Origin of the sequence: Micromonospora sp. NPDC051006 (assembly GCF_044456245.1) — a bacterium.
Taxonomy (GTDB): domain Bacteria; phylum Actinomycetota; class Actinomycetes; order Mycobacteriales; family Micromonosporaceae; genus Micromonospora.
On sequence record NZ_JBITFP010000003.1, the window covers coordinates 148,181 to 171,618 of the forward strand.

The window sequence follows — 23,438 nt, forward strand, 5'->3', positions numbered from 1 at the left end:
GGCCTCGGCCCGGCCCGGCATGGTCAACTCGCCTGCTGTGAAGTCGGGGTGTCTACGGCGCAGGTCACCCCGACTTCACGGACGCCGAGTCGATCACCTGCGCCCGGGCGCTTCTGACCTCGGGCGCCATCCGGCCCGCCGTCACAGGACGTGCAGCGCGGTGCAGAGCCAGCGGCCGCGACGGTGTTCCAGGCGCAGCGCCATCGCCCACGTGCGCCCGACCGGGCCGGTGAGCACCGCGGCCACCTCCACCGCACCGTCGCGGGGCTCACCGGCGCGCAGCCGGCGCAGCCGGACCGTCGGGCGGGTCGACCTTCGGCGCGCCGGGCCGGTGCGGCCGGCGGCGTTCGCCAGCTCGGTCAGCAGGTCGTGCGCCCGGGCCGGGTCGAGCAGGGAACGCAGCTGCCCCGGGGGCCGGTAGCCGTTGAGCACCTCCAGGCAGGTGCCGACGAAGCGGTGGGCGGCTCGGGTCGCCTCCGGAGTGGCGGTCACCAGCGCGGCGGGTGGCAGCGGTGCGGCGGAGTGTCGGCCGGGGCCGGCGGGCACCGGCCGCAGCGCGGCCCGGCGGGCCGGCGGGCGGCCGGCATCGGGCCGTACCGGTGCGAAGAGGTCGAGGGCGAGCTGCCCGTGGGTCGGCGGCAACCAGCCGTCGCCCTCGTCGGCGTAGGGCGGGTCGAGCGGGGGCGCGGGGCGGAGCCGGATCGGGGGCCGGGATGGCCCGGGACGGCGGACATCGCTCATCGGCTACTCCCCGATCTTGCGTTTGCTTGCGTTTGCTTTCGACTGGCTCCATTCTCAGGCATGGCATAGGCCTCGGTCGATGCCTCTGCGAAGGCGTCGGACTACTCAGGGTCGCGGTCGGTCAGCGGATTGCCCCGCACCCACTCGGCCGTCTCGTCGTACTTCTGCTGGATGTACTCCTCCAGCCGGGCGCGCTCCACGCGCCACTGCCCCCGCCCGCCGATCTTGATCGCGGGAAGTTCGCCGCTGCGCACCATGTGGTAGACCTGCGAATCCGACACGTTCAGCTCGACGGCCACGTCGGACAGCAGCAGGAACCTGGGCTCCACCGAAACTCCCTCGATTGGCGTCACTTGCCTCAGTTTGCCACCGACTGCCGACAGCGCCCAGCATCCGGCTGCGGCTGACGACGCCATCGTGGCGGGACACACCGGCGGGGAACTTCCACCGGCCGGATGCGAGGTGTATGACGGTCACGGCGTACGGCATGATCGGCGCCCGGGCCGGCTGCCGCCGGCGGAGGACCTGAGCGGGGAGAAGACCGGTGACCGACGAGCTTGTCCGGGTGTACGTGCCGGCGACCGTGCCGATGCTGGCCCGGCTGCGCGAACACGGGCTCACCGCTGCCGAGGCGCATGCGGTCACCCCGGCGTTGCGCGAGTGGTACGCCGAGGGCGACGAGGAGGAGTTGGAGTACGTCGCCTTCACCCGCGCCGCGCAGGACGCGTTGCAGCTGCTCCGGGTCGATTCCGCCGCGCCCCGTCGCCGGGTGGTGGTCTCCGCCGATCTGCCGGCGGCCGTGGTCGGTCGCCCCGACGGCGAGCTGGGGTCCAGCATCGTCGGGCTGAGCGGCCCGGTGCCGGTGGGGGCCGTCGCGGCGATCCACCTGGACGGCGCCGACGCGGTCGAGGACGTCGCCGCCGCGGCGGAGGTGGTGACCGAGGCGCTCGCCGGGGACCCGGACGCCCAGTTCACCGTCGACAGCGCCGAGGACCACGAGCTGGAGTGGTACGACGTGACCGAACTCGACGTGCTGCTCCGCGCCGCCTCCTGACGGCGGTCGGTCAGCGGGCCGCCTCCGGCTCCAGCGTCTCCTCGTCCGGCTCGGCGTCGGCAGGCGACGGGCCGAGCGTCCGGCCGAAGGCGATGAGCGCGGTGAGCGCCCCGACGAAGAGCACCCAGATGCCGTTGTCCACCCGGGAGGTGCCGAGGGTGGTCTGGGCGACCGAGTCCGCTTCGCTCAGCGCGCCGGCCAGGTCGAGCAGCGAGCGCCCGCCGATCCGAATGATCACCTCGGCCAGCAGCAGGAGCAGGCCCGGCCCCGCCCCGGCCAGCAGGTACGCCGGCCAACGCGGGGCCAGTGCCGCACCGCGCCGCGCGGCCCGGCGCCGGGCCCAGGTCAGGTATCCGAAGGCCAGCAGCCCGGCCACCATCCCGGCCAGCAGGGACTCGGTGCGGGACACCCACTTGGCCGCGTTGACCAGCGACTCCTGGGTGTCTCCGGCGCCGTATAGGTCGAAGAGGCCGTCCCGGGCGCGGCTGAACGCGACCACGAAGATCAGCGTGCCGAGCGCCGAGGCCACCACCGCGCCGACCACCGGCGCGGTACGGGCGCCGGCCACCGCGCTGCCGACGATCGCCGCGGCGGCGGCGGTGCCGGCGATGACGTTGGTGGTCGCGTTGTCGGCGTAGGTGAGGTTCACGGCCAGCGCGGCGGCGAGGCCGACCACCATGCCGGCGCCGATGGCCCCGACGAAGCGCACGGTCGTCTGGTCGTGGCCCCGGCGGGCGAGCAGGTTCCCGGCGGCGAGCGCACCGGCGGCCCCGGCGACCAGGGCGGCCGAGATGACTCCGGGCAGCGCGAAGGCGGAGAGGCTGATCGCGGTGATGCCGGCCGCCGCGGAGAGGATCGCCTCCCGGGTCGACCAGAGCATCGCGGCCAACCAGCCCAGCGCGAGCAGCGCCAGCACCGCGGCGGCGGGGGCGAGTACGGACCCGTCGACCGGCTCCGCGGCGACATCGTCCGCGCCCTCGTCCTCGGCGAACCGGTCGTCGGCGGCAGCCTGGTCGTCAGCGGGGGCCTGGTCGTCGGCGGCAGCGTGGTCGTCAGCAAGGGCCTGGTCGTCGGCGACAGCCTGGTCGTCCACCGAAGCCCGGCCGTCGTCCGCTGTCTCGTCGCCTGCCGGGGCGGGGTCGTCGACCGCAGCCTCGTCCGGGGTTCGGGCCGCGACCGCCGCCGGGGCGGCCTCGCCAACCGTGGTCGGTGCGGTGTCGCCGACCGTGGGCTGGTCCGGCTCCGCGGCCGTCGAGCCGCCGGGCTGCTTGGTCATCGTCTTCCCTTCACGGGTCGGCAGGTCACCGGTCATCCAGCCTAACCGCCCCGCGTTCCCACCTTCGGAACCCACCACCCGGCTCCCGGCACACCGGGCGCCGGTCCCGGGCGGCGGGGGCGGTGGGGCGGTCACCGGCGCGTGGGAGAATCGGCGCAGGTCCCGCCGTCGTCGCCGGTCAACCCGGGGTGGTGTGCGGCTTCCGGCCGTCCGGCCGGTGCCCGCGGGTCCGGTTCCGCCACCGCTGTCGAGATCGCCAGGAGCCTGTAGATGGACGCCGTGTTCTCCGTACCCGAGCCGCGCAACGAGCCGGTCCGCACCTATGAGCCGGGCGGTGCCGACCGGGAGCGGCTCCAGCGGCGACTGACCGAGCTGGCCGCCGAGCGGATCGACCTGCCGATGACCATCGCCGGCGAGCAGCGGATGGCCGGTGGCGAGTCGATCAACGTGGTGCAGCCGCACAAGCACGCCCACGTGCTGGGCGTCACCGCGCACGCCACCCACGACGACGCCCGGGCGGCGGTCAAGGCGGCCAAGGACGCGGCGCCGATGTGGCGGGCGCTGCCCTTCGAGGAGCGGGCCGCGATCTTCCTGCGCGCGGCCGAGCTGCTCGCCGGCCCGTGGCGCGACACCCTGAACGCCGCCACCATGCTCGGCCAGTCCAAGACGGCGGTGCAGGCGGAGATCGACGCGGCCTGCGAGCTGATCGACTTCCTCCGGTTCAACGTGCACTTCGCCCGGAACCTCCTCGCCGAGCAGCCGATGTCGTCGCCGGGGGTGTGGAACCGCTTCGACCACCGCCCGCTGGAGGGCTTCGTCTACGCGGTCACCCCGTTCAACTTCACCGCGATCGCCGGCAACCTGCCCTCGGCGCCGGCCCTGATGGGCAACACCGTGGTCTGGAAGCCGGGCCCGACCCAGCAGTTCGCCGCGCACTTCACCATGCGGCTCTTCGAGGCGGCCGGCCTCCCGCCCGGTGTGATCAACATGGTCACCGGGCGCGGCGAGGAGGTCTCCGACGTCGTGCTCGCCGACCCCGATCTGGCCGGCATCCACTTCACCGGCTCCACCAAGGTCTTCCAGCACCTGTGGCGGACCGTCGGCGAGAACATCGCCCGCTACCGCGGCTACCCCCGGCTGGTCGGCGAGACCGGCGGCAAGGACTTCGTGGTCGCGCACACCAGCGCCGACGTGGACGCGCTGCACACCGCGCTGATCCGGGGCGCCTACGAGTACCAGGGCCAGAAGTGCTCGGCGGCCTCCCGGGCGTACGTGCCGCGCTCGCTCTGGGAGGGCGGCCTGCGCGACCGGCTGGCGGCGACCGCCGACTCGCTGACCTACGGCGACGTCACCGACTTCCGCAACTTCGGCGGCGCGGTGATCGACGACAAGGCGTTCTCCCGGCACACCGCGGCGCTGGAATTGATCTCAGGTGACGACACCTGCCGGATCCTGGCCGGCGGCACCGCCGACGACTCGGTCGGCTGGTTCGTCCGGCCGACGCTCTTCGAGTGCACCGACGCCGCGCACGAGACCTTCACCACCGAGTACTTCGGGCCGATCCTCGGCGTGCACGTCTTCGAGGACGGCCGCTTCGACGAGGTGGTGGCCCAGGCCGAGTCGATCGCACCGTACGCGCTGACCGGGTCGATCTTCGCGACCGACCGCCAGGTCGTCGACGCGGTCGCCGAGAAGATGCGGTACGCGGCCGGGAACTTCTACATCAACGACAAGCCGACCGGCGCGGTGGTCGGGCAGCAGCCGTTCGGCGGCGCCCGGGCCAGCGGCACCAACGACAAGGCCGGCTCCTGGCACAACCTGGTCCGCTGGACGTCCCCGCGGACGATCAAGGAGACCTTCGTCCCGCCGACCGACCACACCTACCCGCACATGGGCTGAGCGGTCCCCGGCCGCCGGCGGCGCGACCCGCGTCGCCGGCGACCGACCGGCCCCGCCGCAAGGCATCGATAGTCCTCAACGGACTGTCGCCCGCCGACAGTGCACATTGGAAGTCCTGTCGGGTGGCAAACCGCCAAATCCTGGACGCCGCGACGGCAAAGTGGCAGCGTAATGCCCATGGCGGATTCCGGAGTCAACCCCACGGCGGCGGCCCTGCTCGGGCTGCTCCACGAGGGCCCGATGACAGGCGGCCAGCTGATGGCCGCCGCCGAGCGCCGGCTGGCGCCGTACTGGTCGATGACCCGCAGCCAGGTCTACCGCGAGTTGCCGGTGCTGGCCGAGCGGGGGATGGTCCGGATGGGCAAGCCCGGCCCGCGGCTGAGCCAGCCGTACGCGATCACCGCGTCCGGGAAACGGACATTTTCGAAGTGGCTGGCCGAAAACCCCGGCCGGGACACGATCCGGAACCCGATCGCGCTGCGGATGGCCTTCGGCAACCTGCACTCGGCCAGCCAGCTCAAGAACCTCTACGCGTCGGCGAACGAATACCACACCGAGGCGCTGGCCCAGGTCCGTGAGCAGGTCAAGAACGCCAAGAAGGAGGGCGAGACGTACGACGCGACCGCCTTGGAGTTCGCCGTCGCCTACCACAAGGCGGCGCTGTCCTGGCTGAAGACCGCCCCCGTCGGGTGACCTCTCGGCGGGTTCGCCAAGGGGAACGCGCTGCTCCGCGCGCGGCACAGTACGCTTGTCTGTCGTGACCGCTGCCGATTACGCCGAACAGCTCAAGGAACTCGACGCCACCCTGCGCAACATCGAGGCCGTGCTCGACCTTGGCCGGCTGCGCGACGACAAGGCCCGGCTGGAGCAGGAGGCCTCCGCCCCCGATCTCTGGGACGACCAGGCCAAGGCCCAGCACGTGACCTCCCAGCTGTCGTACGTCAACGGCGAGATCAGCAAGCTGGGCAGCCTCCGCGCCCGGCTCGACGACGCCCGGGTGCTGCTGGAGCTGGCCGAGGCGGAGTCCGACCCGAGCGTGCTCGGCGAGGTGGAGAGCGAGATCACCGGGCTGACCAAGGCCATCCAGGAGATGGAGGTCCGCACCCTGCTCTCCGGCGAGTACGACTCCCGGGAGGCGCTGGTCGCCATCCGGGCCGGCGCCGGCGGGGTCGACGCGGCGGACTTCGCCGAGATGCTCCTCCGGATGTACCTGCGCTGGGCCGAGCGGCACGGCTACCCGACCGAGGTCTACGAGACCTCGTACGCCGAGGAGGCCGGGCTCAAGTCGGCCACCTTCACGGTCAAGGTCCCGTACGCCTTCGGCACGCTCAGTGTCGAGTCGGGCACCCACCGGCTGGTCCGGATCAGCCCGTTCGACAACCAGGGGCGTCGGCAGACCAGCTTCGCCGGTGTCGAGGTGCTGCCGGTGGTGGAGCAGACCGACCACATCGACATCCCCGAGAACGAGATGCGGATCGACGTCTACCGCTCCTCCGGCCCGGGTGGACAGAGCGTCAACACCACCGACTCGGCGGTTCGGATCACCCACATCCCGACCGGCATCGTGGTGACCTGCCAGAACGAGAAGTCGCAGCTGCAGAACAAGGCGTCCGCGCTGCGGGTGCTGCAGGCCCGACTGCTGGAGCGCAAGCGCCAGGAGGAGCAGGCCAAGCTGCAGGGCCTGAAGACCGACGCGGCCGGCTCGTGGGGCGACCAGATGCGCTCGTACGTCCTGCACCCGTATCAGATGGTGAAGGATCTCCGAACCGAGCAGGAGACCGGCAATCCGAGCGCGGTCTTCGACGGCGATCTGGACAGCTTCATCGAGGCCGGGATCCGTTGGCGTAAGCAGCGGGAGCTTGCCGGCGACAGTGCGTGACGGCATGCGGGCGGAACGCGTCATCGATCTCCACACAACCCACTAAATCGATGACGCGACTCGCATCGGCGGGGCGTGGGACTTGGCTCTCCGGTTACACCGCGTAGACTCACCACCCGTGATTCAGCTTGAGCAAGTGACGAAGACGTACCCGAAGGCGTCCCGGCCTTCGCTCGACAACGTGTCCGTCTCAATTGAGAAGGGCGAGTTCGTCTTCTTCATCGGGCCATCCGGCTCCGGCAAGTCCACCATCATCAAGATGCTGCTGCACGAGGTCAGCCCCAACAAGGGCCGCGTCGTGGTGAACGGCAAGGACGTCACGTCGATGCGGTCCTGGAAGCGACCACACTTCCGGCGCTCCATCGGCTGCGTGTTCCAGGACTTCCGGCTGCTCCCCAACCGCACCGCGTACGAGAACGTGGCGTTCGCCCTCGAGGTCATCGGCAAGACCAAGGCCGTGGCCCGCCGGGTCGTGCCCGAGGTGCTGGAGCTGGTCGGGCTCGGTGGCAAGGAGCACCGCTACCCGCACGAGCTCTCCGGTGGTGAGCAGCAGCGGGTGGCCGTCGCCCGGGCCTTCGTGAACCGTCCGTTGATCCTGCTCGCCGACGAGCCGACGGGAAACCTGGACCCGGACACCTCGATCGAGATCATGCGTCTGCTGGACCGGATCAACCGCACCGGCACGACCGTCGTGATGGTCACGCACGACTCCAACATCGTCAACCAGATGCGCCGCCGCGTCGTGGAGATCGAGAGCGGCCGCATCGTGCGCGACCAGGCCCGCGGCGTCTACGGGTGACCCGACCCGTCACCCCCGCCGCCTGACGACGACGAACACCTCATGCCGGAGACCCGGAGGAATTCCCGATGCGCGTGAAATACGTCCTGTCCGAGGTACTGGTCGGACTGTGGCGCAATGTCACCATGACCATCGCCATGATCATTACGATGACCGTGTCGCTGTTCATGCTGGGCGCCAGCGGCCTTCTCTACCAGAAGGTCGGGGACATGAAGGACCTCTACTACGAGAACGTAGAGGTCTCGATCTTCCTGACCCAGGAGGTGACCGAGCAGCAGCGCACCGACCTGGACGGCCGGCTGAAGAGCGACCCCCTGGTCAAGGAGGTCGACTACGTCAACAAGGACCAGGCCTACGAGCGCTTCCAGCAGATGTACTCGGACGCGCCGGACCTGGTGAACGCGGTCAAGCCGGACCAGTTGCCGGAGTCGTTCCGGCTGACGCTGGTGAACCCGGAGCAGTACAAGAACATCTACGACCAGTACAAGGACACCGAGGGCGTCGACGAGATCGTCGACCAGAGCAAGCTGCTGGACAAGGTCTTCGGCGTGCTCACCTCGATCCAGAACTTCGCGCTCTTCATCGCGGTGGTCATGGCCGCCGCGGCACTGCTGCTGGTCGCGAACACCATTCAGGTGGCCGCGTACAGCAAGCGGCGTGAGGTCGCGGTCATGAAACTCGTCGGCGCGTCCAACTGGTTCATCCAGGCACCGTTCGTGCTGGAGGCGGTGGTCGCCGGTCTGTTCGGCTCGATCCTCGCCCTGGGCTGGCTGGTCGTCGGCAAGTACGTCATCGGCGGCGGCTCGCTGTCGGCTCTCGAGGGTCTGATCACCCCGATCTCCTGGTCGGACATCTTCCTGATGTTCCCGCTGATCGCCGTGGTCGGCAGCGTGGTCACCGCCATCACCGCGTGGGTCACCCTCCGCTTCTACCTGCGGGTCTAGTCGTCATACGGGTCGTCCCGGCGTCGTCGTCAGGGCCCTTCCGCGCCAGGAATAATTGGCGCGGGAGGGCCCTTGTCATTCGGGTAGCATGATCTCCGCTCTCCGGCCGGGCCTCCCGGTCGCCGGCATTCCAGGAAGGGAGGTGGCGCCGATGCCACGGGAAAAGGGACGAAAGGTGGTCGCCTCCAACCGCAAGGCGCGGCACGACTACGCCATCCTCGACACCTACGAGGCGGGTATGGCGCTGACCGGCACCGAGGTCAAGTCGCTGCGCGCCGGGCGCGCGTCGCTGGTGGACGCCTTCGCGCAGGAGCGCAACGGCGAGCTCTACCTGCACGGCATGCACATCCCGGAGTACACCCAGGGCACCTGGACCAACCACGAGCCCCGGCGTACCCGCAAGCTGCTGCTCAACCGCATGGAGATCGACCGGTTGATCGGCAAGACCCGCGAGGGTGGCCACACGTTGGTGCCGTTGCAGGTCTACTTCGCCGACGGCTGGGCCAAGGTGGAGATCGCCCTGGCCAAGGGCAAGAAGGCGTACGACAAGCGGCAGGATCTCGCCAAGCGGGACGCGGACCGGGAGATCGCCCGGGTCTCCGGCCGGCGCGGCAAGGGGATGGACGACTGATTCATCCCGTCTGTCCGGGTCGGCACGCCGACCCGGGGCTCGGGATGAAACCCGTTGCGGCAGGCGTTACGCTTGTCAGTGCCGCCACATCCGGCGGCCTGTCGAGGGGGTGACTGGTTTCGACTTCGTACGCAGCGACAGGGGAAGCGAGCCGAGGAAGCCGACGTCGTCTCGAGAATCGGTCGTCGGAAACTTATAAGCGCCAAGAACGATCGCGCTGACTTCGCTCTCGCCGCCTGAGGCGAGTAGTGAGTCTGTCGGCCTGGGAACGCCTTCGTCCCAGTTAGCCGGCATCAGCTAGGAGGCTGGCCAATCGGACCCGGTCGCGGGGTCCGTGCGGCGAGATCAATCAGCGACTGGGCCCGTCACACCAACTTGCTCGCGTGAGCGGTGGGGCCGAGTAGAGGCATAGCGAGCTGCGCTCGGAGAAGCCCTGACAAACCGGCGAAGGACCCGGGTTCGATTCCCGGCACCTCCACCACCTGACTGTGCGCCTCGGTCCACCGGACCGGGGCGCACAGTCGTCGGTACCCCCGGCGCCCCGCGCAACTGCCGTGACCTGCGGGAACAGTGGTGCCAACGGGGCGGATGAGGCAACCGGGGGTACTGGACAGTCGGCATCGGCCGGGTTCACCATCGGGTACCTGGTCAAGCCGCTGTGCGGGAGGTGCCCATGGTCACCCAACCGATCCAGCAACCGTCCGCCGTCATCGGGGTGCTGCCGCCGGCAGCCCGCCCGACCCCGGCGTCCCTCCTCGGCGACCTGAACGCCCTCACCCGGGCGCTGGCCGTCGCGCCGGAGGAGCCACGCTGGCGGGAGTGGGTGATGCTCCGCCTGGCCCCGGTCCGTCGCGGGTTCGCCGAGCACGTCGCGGTGACCGAGGGGCCCACCGGCCTCTACGCCGAGCTGCTCGCGCAGGCCCCCCGGCTCGACCGCGGGGTGCGCCTGCTGGCCCGGGAGCACCTGGCCGTCGCCGCGGCGCTCGGTGCCCTCCAGCACGCCGCCGAGCTGCCCACCGCCCCGGCGGCCGAACTGCGCGACCTCGCCGGGCACCTGGTCCGGGTGCTGTCCCGGCACCGCCAGCACGGCGCCGACCTGCTCTGGCAGGCGTACCAGACCGATCTCGGCGGCGAGACCTGACCGGCGACGGGGGAACCGGCCGGGCGGGCCGGACGTCGTACCGGCATGCGTCGACCACTCGCCCTGCTGGGTCTGCCTCTGCTGGTGCTGGCCGCCGGGTGCGCGCCGGCCGGCACCAGCGCCGAAACGCCGCCCGTCGGCCCGGACGCCTCCTCGGACCACCGCTGGGAGGCATTCCACCAGCGGGCCGCAGAGGTCGCCGAGGCCTGGCACCCCGGTCCGACGTGGACCAAGGAGTACGTGCCGCTGCAGGGCCCGACCGTGCTGACCGGCGACCCCGGGTTCACCCCGGACACCGAGACGGCGTTCCAGGCCGGCTGGTACCGCGAGCAGGTCGCGCTGCCCGGCACCCGGCCAACCGACGGCACCATCCGCTTCCCCGACGGGACGCTGACCGTCCCGCTGCTGAGCGCGGTCGAGGCGTACCGGCAGCTGGACCAGGGCGACCCGCCGGTGTGCGAGGGGCGGCCGCAGCGGCCACCCACGGAAAAGGGCGGACCGACCATCGAACCTGGACCGGACGGCTGGGTGACCGGCCCGCCGCAGAACACCTGCACCCCGTTGACGGTCACCGCGGTGCGGCTCGGTACCGCGCCCGTGCGGACCAGCCGGGGCGAGGCGCAGGTGCCGGCGTGGCTGTTCACCGTCGAGGAGCTGACCAGCCCGGTGGCCCGCATCGCGGTCGCACCGCAGGCGGTCGCCGCCGCGCCGGAGCCGAGCGCGCCGGCCCGACCCGCACCGCCGGAGGTGGTCGGCGGGCAGGACCTCCAAGCGGTGGACGGCACCCGGCTCAGCTACCGCGTCGGCGTGGGCGCCTGCGACACCGGGATCACCGCGCTGGTGCAGGAACGCGACGACGTGGTGGTGGTCGGCGGCGGGGTGAGTCGCGCCAGCGGGGTCTGCACCGACCAGCTGAAGCTGGCGCCGGTCGCCGTCACGCTGAAGGCCCCGCTGGGTGCCCGACCGGTCCTGGACGTGATCACCGGGGCTCCGCTGCCGCTGGGCCCGCGTTGACCGCCACCCGCCCGCCAACGGTTTGAGGGGCCGGGAGTCGACCGGCGCAACGGCGGGGAGGCCAGGATCAGAGGATCCGGGGCAGGTCGGTGGTGATCGGGACCGGCAGCACGCTCGGCCCGTCCGCCCGCAGGCCGGCGGTGAGCGCCGCGCCGAGCTGGTCGGGAGTCTCCACCACCTCGGTGGCGCAGCCGTATCCGTGCGCGACCGAGGTGATGTCCAGGCCGGGCAGGTCCAGACCGGGCACTCCGGGCGTCTCCTTGAGCTCGGCGAACGCCTTGAGGATCGCGTACTGCTGGTTGACCGGCACCACGACCACCAGCGGCAGCCGCAACCGGGCCGCGGTCCACAGTGCCTGCACTGAGTAGTGGAACGATCCGTCGCCGATCACCGCCACCACCGGCCGGCCCCGACCGGTGTCCCGCTCCGCCAGGGCCACCCCGACCGCCGCCGGCAGGCCGTACCCGAGGCCGCCGCTGGCCATGGTGAAGTACGACGCCGGCCGGGTGATCCGCAGCTGGCGGCGCAGCGCCGGCAGGTTCGACGGGGTCTCCGTGACCAGCACCCCGTCCGCCGGCCAGTGGCGGGCCAGCGCGGCGAAGAGCGCCTCCGGGCTCAGCGGCGTGGTGACCTCGGGTGGCGCGGGGTCGGGTCGCGCGTCCGGCGGGGTCCGGTCCGTCGCCGGCAGCAGCTCGGCCAGCGCGGCCAGGCCCAGCGCGGGGTCGGTGAGCAGGGTGTCGCCGACCGGTGCGCGCGCCGCCTCGTCCGGGTCGTCGGTGACGTGCAGCAGCCGGGCGCCGTCGGGCAGGTAGTCGCCCGGCACGTACGGGTAGTAGCGGAAGACCGGCGCGCCGACCACCAGCACGGTGTCGTGTCCGCGCAGCGTGTCGGCGAGCGGGCCGATCGCGTACGGCAGCACCCCACGGAAGTGCGGATGGTCCTCGGGAAAGCCGGTCCGCTCCGGCGCGGGGGCCGACCACACCGGGGCGGCCAGCCGCTCGGCCAGCGCGACCGCGCCGGGCCAACCGCCGGCCCGGTCGACCGCCGCGCCGAACACCAGCGCCGGGGCGCGGCTGGCCGCCAGCGCGTCGGCGAAGCGGCGCAGCTGTTCGGGGTCGGGCGCGTAGCGGGTCGCCACCGAGCGCGGCGGCGGGGGCGGGTCGGCGGGCTGCGCCCAGTCGTCCAGCGGGAGCGAGAGGAAGACCGGCCCGGTCGGTGGCTGCACCGCGGTCGCGTACGCCCGCAGCAGCGCGCCGGGGATGTCCTGCGCCCGGACCGGCTCGTAGGCCCACTTCACGTAGGGCTGGGTCAGCTCGGCCGCCCGGCGGTTGGTCAGCCGGGGTTCGAGCAGCAGCATCTCCCGGGTCTGCTGGCCGGCGGTCACGATCAGCGGGGTCTTGTTGTGCCAGGCCGTCACCAGGTTGCCCATGCCGTTGCCGGCGCCCGGAGCGGTGTGCAGGTTGACGTGCGCGGGGCGGCCGGTTGCCTGGGCGTACCCGTCGGCGATGCCCACCGCGGACGCCTCCTGCAGCGCGAGCACATAGTGGAAGTCGGCCGGGAAGTCCTGAAGGAACGGCTCCTCGGTGGAGCCCGGGTTGCCGAAGACGGTGGTCATGCCGAGGCTGCGGAGCAGGTCGTACGTCGTCTCCCGGACCGTTCCCATCGCCACCTGCCTCCGTGTCGCCGCGCGTGCTCGGCTCGCCGGAGACAGTTCGGCGCACCCCGACCCAACCGAATCTATCGGGATGAGCCAGGCGGTTCGGGCGTTTCGCCGCTCCCGACCACCGCCCGGGACCGGCCTGGTCGCCACCGGGCGGACGAGGCTCGAACGCTCCCGGCGACCGGGGCCAGGCCGGCTGTCGCGGTGGCATCGGTGGCCGGCAGCGCCACCCCGGCGGCGGTCAGGGCAGCGGGAAGGGCAACGTGATGCCGTCCAGCGCCCGGCCGCACGCGCAGCCCCGTTCGGCCGGAAGCGCGGCGATCGCGTCGAGCAGCACCCCGCGCAGCCGGTCGGTGTTCTCGCCGAAGACCCGGAACACCTCCTCCTGGGTCACCGTCTCGCCGGCTGCCAACCCGGCGTCGAGGTCGGTGACGAGGGCGATGGCCGAGTAGCAGAGCGCCAGTTCCCGGGCGAGCACCGCCTCCGGGTGGCCGGTCATGTTCACCACCGTGCCGCCGATCGAGGCGTACCAGCGGGACTCGGCGCGGGTGGAGAAGCGCGGACCCTCGATCACCACGACCGTGCCGCCGTCGACCGCCGCGACGTCCCGGCCGGCCGCGGCCGCCAGCAGCGCGTGCCGGCCGCGGGGGCAGTACGGGTCGGCGAAGGGAACGTGCACCGCGCCCTGGTCGTAGTAGGTCTGCGCCCGACCGCTGGTGCGGTCGACGAGCTGATCCGGCACCACGAAGGTGCCCGGGCCGAGGTCGGGGCGGAGCCCGCCGACCGCGCACGGGGCGAACACCTGGCGTACCCCGAGCGACCGCAGCGCCCAGAGGTTGGCCCGGTACGGGATCAGGTGCGGCGGGTACCGGTGATCGCGCCCGTGCCGGGGCAGGAAGGCCACTCGTCGGCCGCCCACCTCGGCGATGGTCACCACGTCCGACGGTGGCCCGTACGGGGTCTGCACCTGGTGCTCGGTCGCGCCGTCGAGCAGCGCGTAGAGACCGGAGCCGCCGATCACCGCGAGTTCGGCCGTAGGACCCATCAACACTCCCTCTTCGCCGCCCGATCACCCGCCGGTCAGACCTTAGCCACGGCCCGTGGCGCAGGCTATGGTGCCAGGCATGGCGTTGACAGCGCGGATGCCGGCCGGCCCGCAGGACAACGAGTCCCGCGTTGCGGCGCACGGCTGACGGGTGTGTGACATGCAGGGAGAGGGCCAGGCGATCGGCGGGCGGGCGATGGAGTCGATGACCGGGCGGCTGCTGGTCGCGACCCCGGCGCTGAAGGACCCGAACTTCGACCGTACGGTCGTGCTGCTGGTGGCCCACGAGCCGGGCGGCGCGCTCGGCGTGGTGCTCAACCGGGCGACCGAGGTGCCGGTGGCCGATGTCCTCGGCGACTGGAGCGACCTGGCCCGTCACCCGGCGGTGCTCTTCGAGGGCGGTCCGGTCCAGCCCGACTCGGCCATCTGCCTGGCTCGGATGCGCCAGCCGGTGAAGCGGGTCAAGGGGTTCCACCAGGTCTCCGGCGCGGTCGGCACGATCGACCTCTCGGTCGACCCGGAGCGGCTGCGGGAGAACGTCGGCGGGATCCGGGTCTTCGCGGGTTACTCCGGCTGGGGCGCGGGGCAGCTGGAGCAGGAGATCGAGGACGGCTCCTGGTTCGTGCTCGACGCGCTGCCCGGCGACGCCTTCGTCGACCGGCCGGATGATCTGTGGCCGATGGTGCTCCGCCGCCAGGGCGGGATGATGGCCGCCGTGGCCCACTTCCCGCCGGACGTGGCGCTCAACTGAAGCCGCCGTCGCGCCATGGCCTGCGGGTCGGCCCGCCGGGGACCCCGCGAGATGACCACGCCGGCGGCCGTGTGTATAGTTTCCCAGTGCCCGGGCGACCGGGACGACAGCAAGGGGCCGTGGCGCAGCTGGTAGCGCACCACACTGGCAGTGTGGGGGTCAGGGGTTCGAGTCCCCTCGGCTCCACCCTTCGCGATCAGGGCGTTCGTCAGACATGACGGACGCCCTTCGTCGTTCTCGGGCGTCCGGAGCAGCCAACCCGGGAGCCGAGCTACCGATCGGGGCGGCGTGGCGGCGGCCGGGCCTGGCGACAGGTGGCGAGGTGAATCCCCACGGCAGGTCCGGGGGTGCGGTAGAACCGGGTAGTGAGCCGAACTCGGCTGGAGGTATTCAGTGATGCGGTCTTCGCGGTCGCGATCACGCTTCTCGCGCTGAACCTGGCGGTGGCCGGTCCGGGTCATGGCCCACTCCTGCGTCAGGTCGGCGACCACTGGCCCGCGTTCGTCGCCTACCTGATCAGTTTCGCCACGATCGGACTCATCTGGGTCAACCATCACGCCCTCATCGGGAACCTGGCCGTCGTCGACCGGACCCTGGCCCTGCTCAACCTCGTCCTGCTGCTGTTCGTCGTCCTCATCCCGGTGGACACGGCGACGGTGGCCGAGTACCTCGCGCTGGGCGGGCAGGACGCGCGGGTGGCGGTGATCCTCTATGCGACTGCCTTCCTGGGCATGGGGCTCAGCTTCGCCGGGATCTTCGAATGGACCTTGCGTCCGGGGCGGCTCCAGCAACCGGTGCCGGAGCGGGCCCGTTGGAAGGCGCGGCTGCGATTCGGGACAGCGTCGATCATGTATCTGGCCGCGATCGCCGCCGCCTTCTTCAGCCCGCCGGTGGCACTGGCCATCATCGGCGTCGTCCCCGTCTACTACATCTTCGAACGCAACCTGGCGGTCGGCTCTCCTGCAGACGCGCCGCAGCAATAAGCGAGACCCGACCGCATCAACCGTGCGCCCTACCGGTCTCGGCGCCCCGCCGTCTCGCCTCGGATCGGCAGCCAGTAGTACGGGACGAAGGCCGCGATCACCGCCACCCCGAGGAGCGGCACCAACCCGCCGAGCACGGTCCCGGCCCCGATCCAGAACAGGGCCAGCCGGAAGCGCCGGGTGATCGACCGCACGCTGGCGTCGTCGACAGCGCCGAGGAGCGAGGGTACGTGCCGGACGTGCCGCCAGATGATGTTGAACATGATCGGGGCCACCTCCAGCACGAGGCCGTAGAACACCACCGCGCTGCGTTGCCCGTCGCCGCTGTGGAAGGCGTCGGAGAGGACCGACGCGGCGAACGGCAGGAAGGCGATGTCCATCAGCAGCAACGTGTTGACCAGCAGCACCAGCCGGTCGACCGACCGTATCTGGTCGAACATCACGTGATGGTTGACCCAGATCTGACCGATCAGCAGAAAGGTGATCACGTATGCGAGGTAGGACGGCCAGAGTTCCGTCAGGGAACGCAGCAGGTGCCGGAAGTCCTCCGGCGGGCGGATCTCCAGGACGAGCAGCGTTACCGCGATCGCGAAGACGGCATCGCTGAACGCGACGACCCGGTCGGGCTTGCGCACCCCACCGAACGCCGCCGGCGTGTGGTCACCGCCCTCGTACGGGGGTGAGGTCCCGCCCAAGGGCAACCACCGCCGGGCCACGGCTACGGCACCAGCGCTACTTCAGGAACTCGAGCAGTTGGCGGGTGGTCTCCTCGGGCGCCTCCTCGGGTATGAAGTGCCCGACCGGGAGCGGGCCGCCGCGGACGTCGTCAGCCCAGCCCCGCCAGATCGCGAGCGGATCCTCGTAGAGCTTCGCGACCGAACCCTGCTCGCCCCAGAGGAACAGCACCGGGCAGACGATCTTGCGGTTGCCCCGGTCCGCCTCGTCCCGCTGGTAGTCGAGCGTCGCGGCGGCGCGGTACTCCTCGCAGATCGCGTGGACGGTCTCCGGGTCGCTGAACGTCCGGACGTACTCGGCGCGTACCTCGGGTGGGAAGGCGTCCTTCACCACCGGCCAGTTGTCGAGCATGTAGTCGACGAGGACGGCCGGCGCCGCGCCGATGAACTGCTCCGGCACCGGTTCCGGTGCGGCCAGGAACGACCAGACCCAGTAACCGAGGCTGAACTTCATCTCCGCCCGCGAGTAGGCGTCGCCGGTGGGGATGACATCCATGACGGCGAGCCGGGTGACCGCGTCCGGCTCGTCCAACGCGAGCCGGTAGGCGCAGCGCGCGCCGCGGTCGTGCCCGACCAGCCGGAACCGGTCGTAGCCCAGCTGCCGCATGACCTCGACCTGGTCGCGGGCGGTCGCGCGCATGCTGTACGGCTCGTGGTCGGCGGTGCTCGGTGGCTTGCCGCTGTCGCCGTAGCCGCGAAGGTCCGTGGTGATGACGGTGTAGTGCTCGGCGAGCGAGGGCGCCACCCGATGCCACATGAGGTGGGTCTCCGGAATGCCGTGCAGGAGGAGCACGGGCGGACCGCTTCCGCCGCGTCGCCCGTGGATCACCGCACCCGAGGTCGGGATGTCGAATTCTTCAAATCCGTCAAACACGGCCAAGATCCCTCGGTTGTCGACAGACCACAGAGCGCCTGGACCGACCGTAACAGCGCGACGATCAACGGATTCGGGCTTCCTGGCGATTGGCCCACGCCCACGGCGTCCTTCCCCGTCAGCCGGTCAGCCGGTGTCGGGCAGCGTCACCGGGGTGCCGATGGGCAGCCAGCGCAGCGTCGACCGGACGTCGACGGGTGCCGCCGCGAAGGCCCGCTCGACGACCTCCCGGCCCTCGCGGAAGTGCCCCCAGCCCTCGTAGTGCACCGGCAGCACCGTCCTCGGGCGGAGCAGCCGGCACAGCTCGACCGCCTCGGGGGCGTTCATCGTGTAGCGGACCGGCCCGGTGATGCCGAACCGGACCGCGCCGAGATGGAGCACCGCGGTGGCGACGCTCATCCGCTCGGCGACCTGGCGAACGCCGTCGTACAGCACCGTGTCGCCGGAGATCCAGAGGGCCCCGTCCGCCCGGTCGGGCCGGTGCAGCGCGAAGCCGGTGACCTCCCCGGTGATCGCCCGGCTCAGCGGCGGGCCGTGCCGGGCCGGCGTCGCGGTGACCACGAGCCGCTGGTCGCCGGACCCGACGGTGGCGGTCTGCCAGGCCGCGAGCCCGACGGCGTTGCCGCCGAGCCGACCCGCCGCCGACGGGGTGGTCAGCACGACGCCGGCGGCCGGCAGCAGAGCCCGGCCGGCGGCGTCGAGGTTGTCGCCGTGCTGGTCGTGGGTGAGCAGCACGGCGTCGATCGGCGGCAGGTCGGCTGCGGCCAGCGCCGGCCCGGTCGTCTTGCGGGAGGCCGACCCCCAGCCGAAGCTGTACCTCCGGCCGGGCGGGTCGAAGGTGGGATCGGTGAGCAGCCGCAGCCCGGCGAACTCGATCAGCGTGGTCGGGCCGCCGATGTGGGTGAACCGGACGTCGGCCATGCCGCTACCGGGCGTGCTGGACGGCCCAGGCGAGCACCTCGTCGGCGATCTGTTCCCAGCCCGGCTGGGCGGTGAGCAGGTGGGCGTAGCCCGGGTACTCCTTGACCTCCGTCAGGGTGTTCGACTTGTAGTGCTTGGCGTTGGAGCGCTGCACGCTGGGCGGCATGAGGTGGTCCTCGCCGCCGGAGACGAAGAGCAGCGGAGCCCGGTTGTCGTTGTGGTAGTCGACCCAGACGTCCTGGTGGCCGGGCTGGACGTTGGCGAGCAGGCTGCCCCAGAGGATCGAGGCGGAGGCCGGGATGTGGTAGCGCTCGTAGAGCGCGTGCGACTCCTGCTCGCTGAACGTGTTGGTGAAGGCGTAGTGCCACTCGTCGTGCGTGAAACCGATCGCCTTGTGCCGGTTGGCCGGGTTGCGCAGCACCGGAAACGTCGACTTCAGCTGCGACGGGGGCGCCACCTTGACGCCCTCGGTGGGGGCCGAGTTCAGCGCCACCCCGGCCGCGCCGAAGCCGTGGTCGAGCAGGAGCTGGGTGAACGCTCCTCCGGCGGAGTGCCCGATCAGGATGGGCGCGGTGGGCAGGTCGCGGATCACCGACTCCAGGTGCGCGATGATCTCCGGTACGGTCACCTTCTCGATCGGGGTCGGGTCGGCGTTGAGCGCCTCGACCTCGACCTCGTAGCCGGGGTACGCGGGCGTGAGCACCCGGTAGCCCTGCCGCTCGTAGTGCGCCTTCCAGTACTCCCAGCTGCGTGGTGTCACCCAGAAGCCGTGGATCAGGACGATGGTGTCCGGTTTCATCGATCGGTCCTCCGAAGCAGGAGTCGCGGAAGGCGAAGCGGCCCGTCGCCGAGCCGTACCTGTGAGTGTCGGTGATTCCGCCCGGCGGCCCAAGGAGGACGACCAACCTCGCGCCGCTGATCCACCCGAGCGACGCCCCTTTGATCCACTCGGGCGGTGGGATGTCCGAATGTCCTCGCCGTCCGCATCTCGCGACATCCGACGAACGAGTCGATCGTCCGATTCATGGCCGAGCCGGTCCGCCCGTGTCGGCCGGTTCGCGCCGGATGGGCGGTTCGGGATGTGACCGGGGGCATCGGGGGGCCGGAATGATGGGTGGCCGGGCGTCGTTGAATATCCGCGACGGCCGAGGTAGCAGCCCCGTCAGCCGGTCGGCGGCGCGGGCCCGGCCCCCCGGAATGATGGCGGGCTGCCGGTCGTTACATCTGGTCCCGGCCGGTGGCCCGGCCCCCCGGAATGATGGCGGGCCCCCGGTCGTTACATCTGGACCCGGCACCGTGAGGCCCCCCGGCCTCGCACGCCGGATGGCCGATGAGCCGCCCTGCTGGTGTGGCCCGGCCGGAAGACTTTTCCCCCTTTGATTCATGAGCGCCCTGTCGAGGTGCTTCACGCCCGCGCGTGAACGCCGACCCCCGTCGGTGGTGTGGGTGTCTACCCCCGAATTGGAGCTTTCCTGATGAACACGATCATGCGTAAGAGTGTTATCGGTCTTGCTGGTCTGGCTTTCGCCGGTGGTGTGATCGGTGGTCCGATCGCGGCGCACGACGCGCAGCCGGTCGACAGCAAGCCCGTCGCGGTGCTGCAGGCTGACAAGCCGGGTGTGGACAAGGCGAAGCTGATCCCGCACGGCGTGCAGGGCGAGCAGTCCCACATCGACCTGAACGACGAGCAGACCAAGAATGTGAAGGCGATCATCGCGGCGACGAAGAAGTCGGGTCTGGACGAGCGGGCCGCGGTCATCTCGATCGCCACGTCGCTGCAGGAGTCGAAGCTGGAGAACCTGGGCCACCTCGGCGACATGAACGACCATGATTCGCTGGGTCTGTTCCAGCAGCGCCCGTCCAGTGGTTGGGGTACGCCGGAGCAGATCACGGATCCTGAGTACTCGACGATGGCGTTCCAGAAGGGTCTGAAGCAGGTTGATGGTTGGCAGGACATGCCGCTGACCGAGGCCGCGCAGACGGTGCAGGTGTCGGCTTACCCGGACGCCTACGCCCAGTGGGAGCAGCAGGCCGCTGACCTGGTCGCGCAGTACTGGAACAGCTGACACAGAACGGTCTGATCGCTGGCCGGCACCCGGATCCGGGTGCCGGCCAGCGGCGTCTCCGCGTGTCGCGGCTGACCAGGCGCCGAGGCACCGGCCCTGGAACAGAGTTCGGCGCCGTCGCAACGCGACGGCGCCGAATGTATGTGACGTCAGATGTCAGCCCTGGCGGCTCTTCCACTGCGGGTTGGCGCGGTTCACCACGACGACCCGGCCGCGGCGGCGGACCACCACCGAACCCGGCTTCTGCTTCAGCGACCGCAGGGAGCTGCGTACCTTCATCTCTGACCCTCCTCGGGTCTGGGGGCCTTGTTCGGTTCCATGGATTCAAACGCCAGGGCCGCGGCGGCGATTCCCCTGCTCTCCCGGGTGCCGCGTCCCGGTGCGACCCCGGCGACGAGTGACCGGACGGCCGGGCCGGGATGGATCGAACGATTCGGCGCGTCCACCCGTACCACTACGGGAGGTCGACGCCATGCCCGTGTCCCGAATGCTCGCCGCCGTGCTGGTCGCCGCGGCGACCGTACCGTTCAGCGCCGTGCCCGCCGCCGCGCACGGTGCGCCGACCAACCCGATCAGCCGGGCCGCGGCCTGCGGTCCGGAGGGCCGGCACGCGGCGGAGGCGGCCTGCCGTGCGGCGGTCGCGGCCGGCGCGGCGGTACGGGAGTGGGACAACGTCCGGGTGGCCGCGGTCGACGGCCGGGACCGGGAGCGGATCCCGGACGGGGAGCTGTGCAGCGGCGGTCTGTCGGCGTACCGGGGGTTGGATCTGGCCCGCACCGACTGGCCGGCGACCGAGCTGACCCCCGGTGCCCGCTTCGGCTTCCGCTACCGGACCACCATCCCGCACCGGGGCACGTTCCGGCTCTACGTCACCCGGCCCGGCTACGACCCGCGCACCCGGCTGACCTGGGACGACCTGGATGCGCGCCCGTTTCTGACGGTGACCGATCCGCCGGTACGGGCGGGCGCCTACCAGCTGGCGGGGCGGCTTCCGACCGGGCGCAGCGGCCGGCACCTGATCTACACCATCTGGCAGAACTCGAACACGCCGGACACCTACTACTCGTGCTCCGACGTGGTCTTCCGCCCGGCTGCGACCGGTGCCGGGGCCAAGCCCACCCGAGCTGCCCGGCCGGCCGGCTCGCCGGCCGCCGCGGGGAGCGCCCCGGCGGTCCCCGCCGACCCGGTGGCGGCGGTGGCCGCCGAGCCGGGCGTCCCGGTCGCGTCGGTGACCGACCTCGGCGGGCGCTGGCCGGTGCTGGCCGGCGCGGTAGCCGTGATCATCCTCGTCCTGCTGGTGGCCGGCCGGCGGCTGCGCCGGGCCGGTGGGCCGCCGCCCGGCCGGCGGTCCGAGGTACGCAACCACCGGGCCGGGCAGCGCCGGATCTGGTGAGGCTCAGCCGAGCAGCCGATCGATCTCGGCCAGTTCCTCGGCGGTGAAGTCGAGGTTGTCCAGCGCCGCGATGTTGGTCTCCAACTGCGGCACGCTGCTCGCCCCGATGATCAGGCTGGTCATCCGCGGGTCGCGCAGCGCCCAGGCGAGCGCGAGCTGGGCCAGCGACTGGCCGCGCCCCTCAGCGATCGCGGCGAGCCCGCGGATGGTCGCCATCCGCTCCTCGCTGAGGTCGCTCTCGTTGAGGAAGACGCTGGTCCGCACCCGGGAGTCGGCCGGGATGCCACCCAGGTAGCGGTCGGTCAGCAGCCCCTGCGCCAGCGGGCTGTACGCGATGCAGCCGCTACCGACCTGCTCCAGGGTGTCCAGCAGGCCGTCGGTCTCGGTCCACCGGTTGAACATCGAGTAGGCCGGCTGGTTGATCAGCAGCGGGGTGCCCAGCTCACGCAGGATCGCGGCGGCTCGCGCGGTCTGCTCGGAGTTGTAGTTGGAGACGCCGACGTAGAGCGCCTTGCCGGAGCGGACAATGGCGTCCAGCGCGCCCATCGTCTCCTCCAGCGGGGTGTCCGGGTCGAACCGGTGGGAGTAGAAGATGTCGACGTACTCCAGGCCCATCCGGTGCAGCGACTGGTCCAGCGAGGAGATCAGGTTCTTGCGCGAGCCCCACTCGCCGTACGGGCCGGGCCACATCAGGTAGCCGGCCTTGCTGGAGATGACCAGCTCGTCCCGGTAGGGCTTCAGGTCGGTGGCGAGCAGCCGGCCGAAGTTCTCCTCGGCGGCACCGGGCGGCGGGCCGTAGTTGTTGGCCAGGTCGAAGTGGGTGACCCCGAGGTCGAACGCGCGGCGGACGATGTCCCGCTGCCGCTCGAAGGGGCGGTCCGGGCCGAAGTTGTGCCACAGGCCGAGGGAGATGGCGGGCAGCCGCAGGCCACTGCGCCCGCTGCGCCGGTAGGTCATGGTGTCGTAGCGGTCGTCCGCGGCGAGGTAGGTCACGATCATGAGCGTAGTCGCCCCGGTGGGGTGGCCCGAGGTGCCGGCTGGCGTGACCAAGTCCGCCGGTGGGCAGTTGACCCTGACGCCGAACACCGAGCGGGGGACCACGATGGACGACATCACCGCGATGATCATGGACGACCACGCCGCGTTCCGGCGTGGCTTCGCCCGACTGGACGACGCGCAGGACGAGCAGGAGCTGCTGGCGATCTGGGAGGCGCTCGCCCTGCACCTGGACATCCACGCCGAGGCCGAGGAGAGCATCCTCTACCCGCACCTGGTCCGTCACGGCGACGACGGCGAGGCCGAGACCGCCGACGCGGTCGGGGACCACAACAAGATCCGCGACGCGATCGCCGAGGCCAAGCTGCACCCGGTCGGCTCCGACGAGTGGTGGGCGGCGGTCTGGCGGGCCCGCCGGGAGAACAGCGAGCACCTCGCCGAGGAGGAGGACGAGGCGCTGCCGGACTTCCGCCGGCACGCCGGGGCCGAGCTGCGGGCCGAGCTGGGCCACCGCTGGCTGACCTTCTACGGCGAACACAAGAACGGTCGTGACCTGGCCTTCCAGGACAAGGATCCGCAGCGGTACGTGCGCGAGCACCGCTGAGATATCCCCGGCACGGGGGAGTCGGTCACGGGC

At 71.5% G+C, this 23,438-nt stretch carries 25 protein-coding genes, 1 tRNA gene and 1 other RNA gene; 16 read left to right on the plus strand and 11 right to left on the minus strand.

Translation table 11 applies throughout. The features are described 5' to 3' along the window. Window positions 1–141 precede the first annotated feature (141 nt). Together ACIBBA_RS07015 and ACIBBA_RS07020 are read right to left on the minus strand one after the other, a co-directional pair. Window positions 142–741, minus strand: a complete 600-nt coding sequence (locus ACIBBA_RS07015; protein ID WP_396694569.1) for an Rv3235 family protein — start codon at window positions 739–741, stop codon at window positions 142–144. Window positions 742–842: 101 nt separating this feature from the next. Continuing rightward, entirely contained in the window at window positions 843–1,070 is a 228-nt protein-coding gene (locus tag ACIBBA_RS07020) for a helix-turn-helix domain-containing protein (protein WP_396694571.1), read from the minus strand. 215 nt (window positions 1,071–1,285) lie between these two features. Between ACIBBA_RS07020 and ACIBBA_RS07025 the strand changes: the two genes are divergently transcribed. Next, window positions 1,286–1,795, plus strand: coding sequence for a DUF6912 family protein (locus ACIBBA_RS07025; RefSeq protein WP_396694573.1), 510 nt, complete (start codon window positions 1,286–1,288; stop codon window positions 1,793–1,795). A gap of 10 nt (window positions 1,796–1,805) precedes the next feature. Here ACIBBA_RS07025 and ACIBBA_RS07030 read toward each other — a convergent pair whose 3' ends face one another. Then, entirely contained in the window at window positions 1,806–3,071 is a 1,266-nt protein-coding gene (locus ACIBBA_RS07030; RefSeq protein WP_396694575.1) for a hypothetical protein, read from the minus strand. Window positions 3,072–3,341: 270 nt separating this feature from the next. On the opposite strand from ACIBBA_RS07030, the gene pruA reads away from it, so the two are divergent. The 9 genes from pruA to ACIBBA_RS07075 all read left to right on the plus strand — a co-directional run bounded on the left by pruA (window position 3,342) and on the right by ACIBBA_RS07075 (window position 11,378). Beyond that, on the plus strand, window positions 3,342–4,970 hold the full coding sequence (gene pruA, locus ACIBBA_RS07035; RefSeq protein WP_396694577.1) for an L-glutamate gamma-semialdehyde dehydrogenase: 1,629 nt from the start codon (window positions 3,342–3,344) through the stop codon (window positions 4,968–4,970). Window positions 4,971–5,147: 177 nt separating this feature from the next. Continuing rightward, the gene (locus ACIBBA_RS07040; RefSeq protein ID WP_357048958.1) at window positions 5,148–5,663 is read left to right on the plus strand and encodes a PadR family transcriptional regulator; all 516 of its coding nucleotides are present in this window, start codon (window positions 5,148–5,150) and stop codon (window positions 5,661–5,663) included. 64 nt (window positions 5,664–5,727) lie between these two features. Beyond that, window positions 5,728–6,849: a peptide chain release factor 2 gene (prfB, locus tag ACIBBA_RS07045; protein WP_396694579.1), complete on the plus strand. Its 1,122-nt coding sequence runs from the start codon at window positions 5,728–5,730 to the stop codon at window positions 6,847–6,849. 118 nt (window positions 6,850–6,967) lie between these two features. Continuing rightward, the gene (gene ftsE / locus ACIBBA_RS07050) at window positions 6,968–7,648 is read left to right on the plus strand and encodes a cell division ATP-binding protein FtsE (RefSeq protein ID WP_109802316.1); all 681 of its coding nucleotides are present in this window, start codon (window positions 6,968–6,970) and stop codon (window positions 7,646–7,648) included. Between the two features lie 68 nt (window positions 7,649–7,716). After that, entirely contained in the window at window positions 7,717–8,592 is an 876-nt protein-coding gene (gene ftsX, locus ACIBBA_RS07055; protein ID WP_350868947.1) for a permease-like cell division protein FtsX, read from the plus strand. 151 nt (window positions 8,593–8,743) lie between these two features. Next, window positions 8,744–9,223, plus strand: coding sequence for an SsrA-binding protein SmpB (gene smpB / locus ACIBBA_RS07060; RefSeq protein ID WP_350868949.1), 480 nt, complete (start codon window positions 8,744–8,746; stop codon window positions 9,221–9,223). A gap of 105 nt (window positions 9,224–9,328) precedes the next feature. Further along, window positions 9,329–9,704: a transfer-messenger RNA gene (ssrA, locus tag ACIBBA_RS07065) on the plus strand. 192 nt (window positions 9,705–9,896) lie between these two features. Further along, window positions 9,897–10,364: a hypothetical protein gene (locus ACIBBA_RS07070; protein WP_396694582.1), complete on the plus strand. Its 468-nt coding sequence runs from the start codon at window positions 9,897–9,899 to the stop codon at window positions 10,362–10,364. 45 nt (window positions 10,365–10,409) lie between these two features. Further along, window positions 10,410–11,378, plus strand: a complete 969-nt coding sequence (locus ACIBBA_RS07075) for a hypothetical protein (protein WP_396694584.1) — start codon at window positions 10,410–10,412, stop codon at window positions 11,376–11,378. A gap of 67 nt (window positions 11,379–11,445) precedes the next feature. On the opposite strand, the gene mdlC is transcribed toward ACIBBA_RS07075, so the two are convergent. Both mdlC and ACIBBA_RS07085 read right to left on the minus strand, forming a co-directional pair. Continuing rightward, window positions 11,446–13,041 carry a benzoylformate decarboxylase gene (gene mdlC, locus ACIBBA_RS07080; protein ID WP_396695178.1) on the minus strand — a complete coding sequence of 532 codons (1,596 nt, stop codon included), beginning with the start codon at window positions 13,039–13,041 and terminating at the stop codon, window positions 11,446–11,448. A 238-nt stretch (window positions 13,042–13,279) separates the two neighbouring features. Then, a complete protein-coding gene (locus ACIBBA_RS07085; RefSeq protein WP_396694586.1) occupies window positions 13,280–14,083 on the minus strand; it encodes an S-methyl-5'-thioadenosine phosphorylase in 804 nt (267 codons plus the stop codon). Between the two features lie 160 nt (window positions 14,084–14,243). Between ACIBBA_RS07085 and ACIBBA_RS07090 the strand changes: the two genes are divergently transcribed. The 3 genes from ACIBBA_RS07090 (at window position 14,244) to ACIBBA_RS07100 (ending at window position 15,817) form a co-directional block, all read left to right on the plus strand. Further along, window positions 14,244–14,834, plus strand: coding sequence for a YqgE/AlgH family protein (locus ACIBBA_RS07090; protein WP_396694588.1), 591 nt, complete (start codon window positions 14,244–14,246; stop codon window positions 14,832–14,834). A gap of 113 nt (window positions 14,835–14,947) precedes the next feature. Beyond that, window positions 14,948–15,020 (plus strand) — tRNA-Ala (locus ACIBBA_RS07095). A 179-nt stretch (window positions 15,021–15,199) separates the two neighbouring features. Then, window positions 15,200–15,817: a TMEM175 family protein gene (locus ACIBBA_RS07100; RefSeq protein WP_396694590.1), complete on the plus strand. Its 618-nt coding sequence runs from the start codon at window positions 15,200–15,202 to the stop codon at window positions 15,815–15,817. A gap of 29 nt (window positions 15,818–15,846) precedes the next feature. Here the strand turns inward: ACIBBA_RS07100 and ACIBBA_RS07105 are convergent, their stop codons facing one another. From ACIBBA_RS07105 to ACIBBA_RS07120, 4 genes are all read right to left on the minus strand, one after another. Beyond that, entirely contained in the window at window positions 15,847–16,512 is a 666-nt protein-coding gene (locus ACIBBA_RS07105) for a TMEM175 family protein (protein ID WP_396694592.1), read from the minus strand. A 37-nt stretch (window positions 16,513–16,549) separates the two neighbouring features. Continuing rightward, complete coding sequence (locus tag ACIBBA_RS07110) at window positions 16,550–17,425, minus strand: alpha/beta fold hydrolase (RefSeq protein ID WP_396694594.1); 876 nt, start codon at window positions 17,423–17,425, stop codon at window positions 16,550–16,552. A 126-nt stretch (window positions 17,426–17,551) separates the two neighbouring features. Further along, window positions 17,552–18,346, minus strand: coding sequence for an MBL fold metallo-hydrolase (locus tag ACIBBA_RS07115; protein WP_396694596.1), 795 nt, complete (start codon window positions 18,344–18,346; stop codon window positions 17,552–17,554). A gap of 4 nt (window positions 18,347–18,350) precedes the next feature. Beyond that, window positions 18,351–19,145: an alpha/beta hydrolase gene (locus tag ACIBBA_RS07120; protein WP_396694598.1), complete on the minus strand. Its 795-nt coding sequence runs from the start codon at window positions 19,143–19,145 to the stop codon at window positions 18,351–18,353. Between the two features lie 676 nt (window positions 19,146–19,821). Between ACIBBA_RS07120 and ACIBBA_RS07125 the strand changes: the two genes are divergently transcribed. After that, window positions 19,822–20,412, plus strand: a complete 591-nt coding sequence (locus ACIBBA_RS07125) for a hypothetical protein (protein ID WP_396694600.1) — start codon at window positions 19,822–19,824, stop codon at window positions 20,410–20,412. Window positions 20,413–20,568: 156 nt separating this feature from the next. On the opposite strand, the gene ACIBBA_RS07130 is transcribed toward ACIBBA_RS07125, so the two are convergent. Beyond that, window positions 20,569–20,691, minus strand: coding sequence for a 50S ribosomal protein L36 (locus ACIBBA_RS07130; RefSeq protein WP_091591861.1), 123 nt, complete (start codon window positions 20,689–20,691; stop codon window positions 20,569–20,571). A 193-nt stretch (window positions 20,692–20,884) separates the two neighbouring features. On the opposite strand from ACIBBA_RS07130, the gene ACIBBA_RS07135 reads away from it, so the two are divergent. After that, window positions 20,885–21,805: a lytic polysaccharide monooxygenase gene (locus tag ACIBBA_RS07135; RefSeq protein WP_396694602.1), complete on the plus strand. Its 921-nt coding sequence runs from the start codon at window positions 20,885–20,887 to the stop codon at window positions 21,803–21,805. A 3-nt stretch (window positions 21,806–21,808) separates the two neighbouring features. Here ACIBBA_RS07135 and mgrA read toward each other — a convergent pair whose 3' ends face one another. Then, window positions 21,809–22,804: an L-glyceraldehyde 3-phosphate reductase gene (gene mgrA, locus ACIBBA_RS07140; protein ID WP_396694604.1), complete on the minus strand. Its 996-nt coding sequence runs from the start codon at window positions 22,802–22,804 to the stop codon at window positions 21,809–21,811. Between mgrA and ACIBBA_RS07145 the strand changes: the two genes are divergently transcribed. Next, window positions 22,803–23,405 (plus strand): hemerythrin domain-containing protein, encoded by a 603-nt coding sequence (locus ACIBBA_RS07145; protein WP_396694606.1) that lies wholly within the window; start codon window positions 22,803–22,805, stop codon window positions 23,403–23,405. The genes mgrA and ACIBBA_RS07145 overlap by 2 nt on opposite strands. Window positions 23,406–23,438 lie beyond the last annotated feature (33 nt).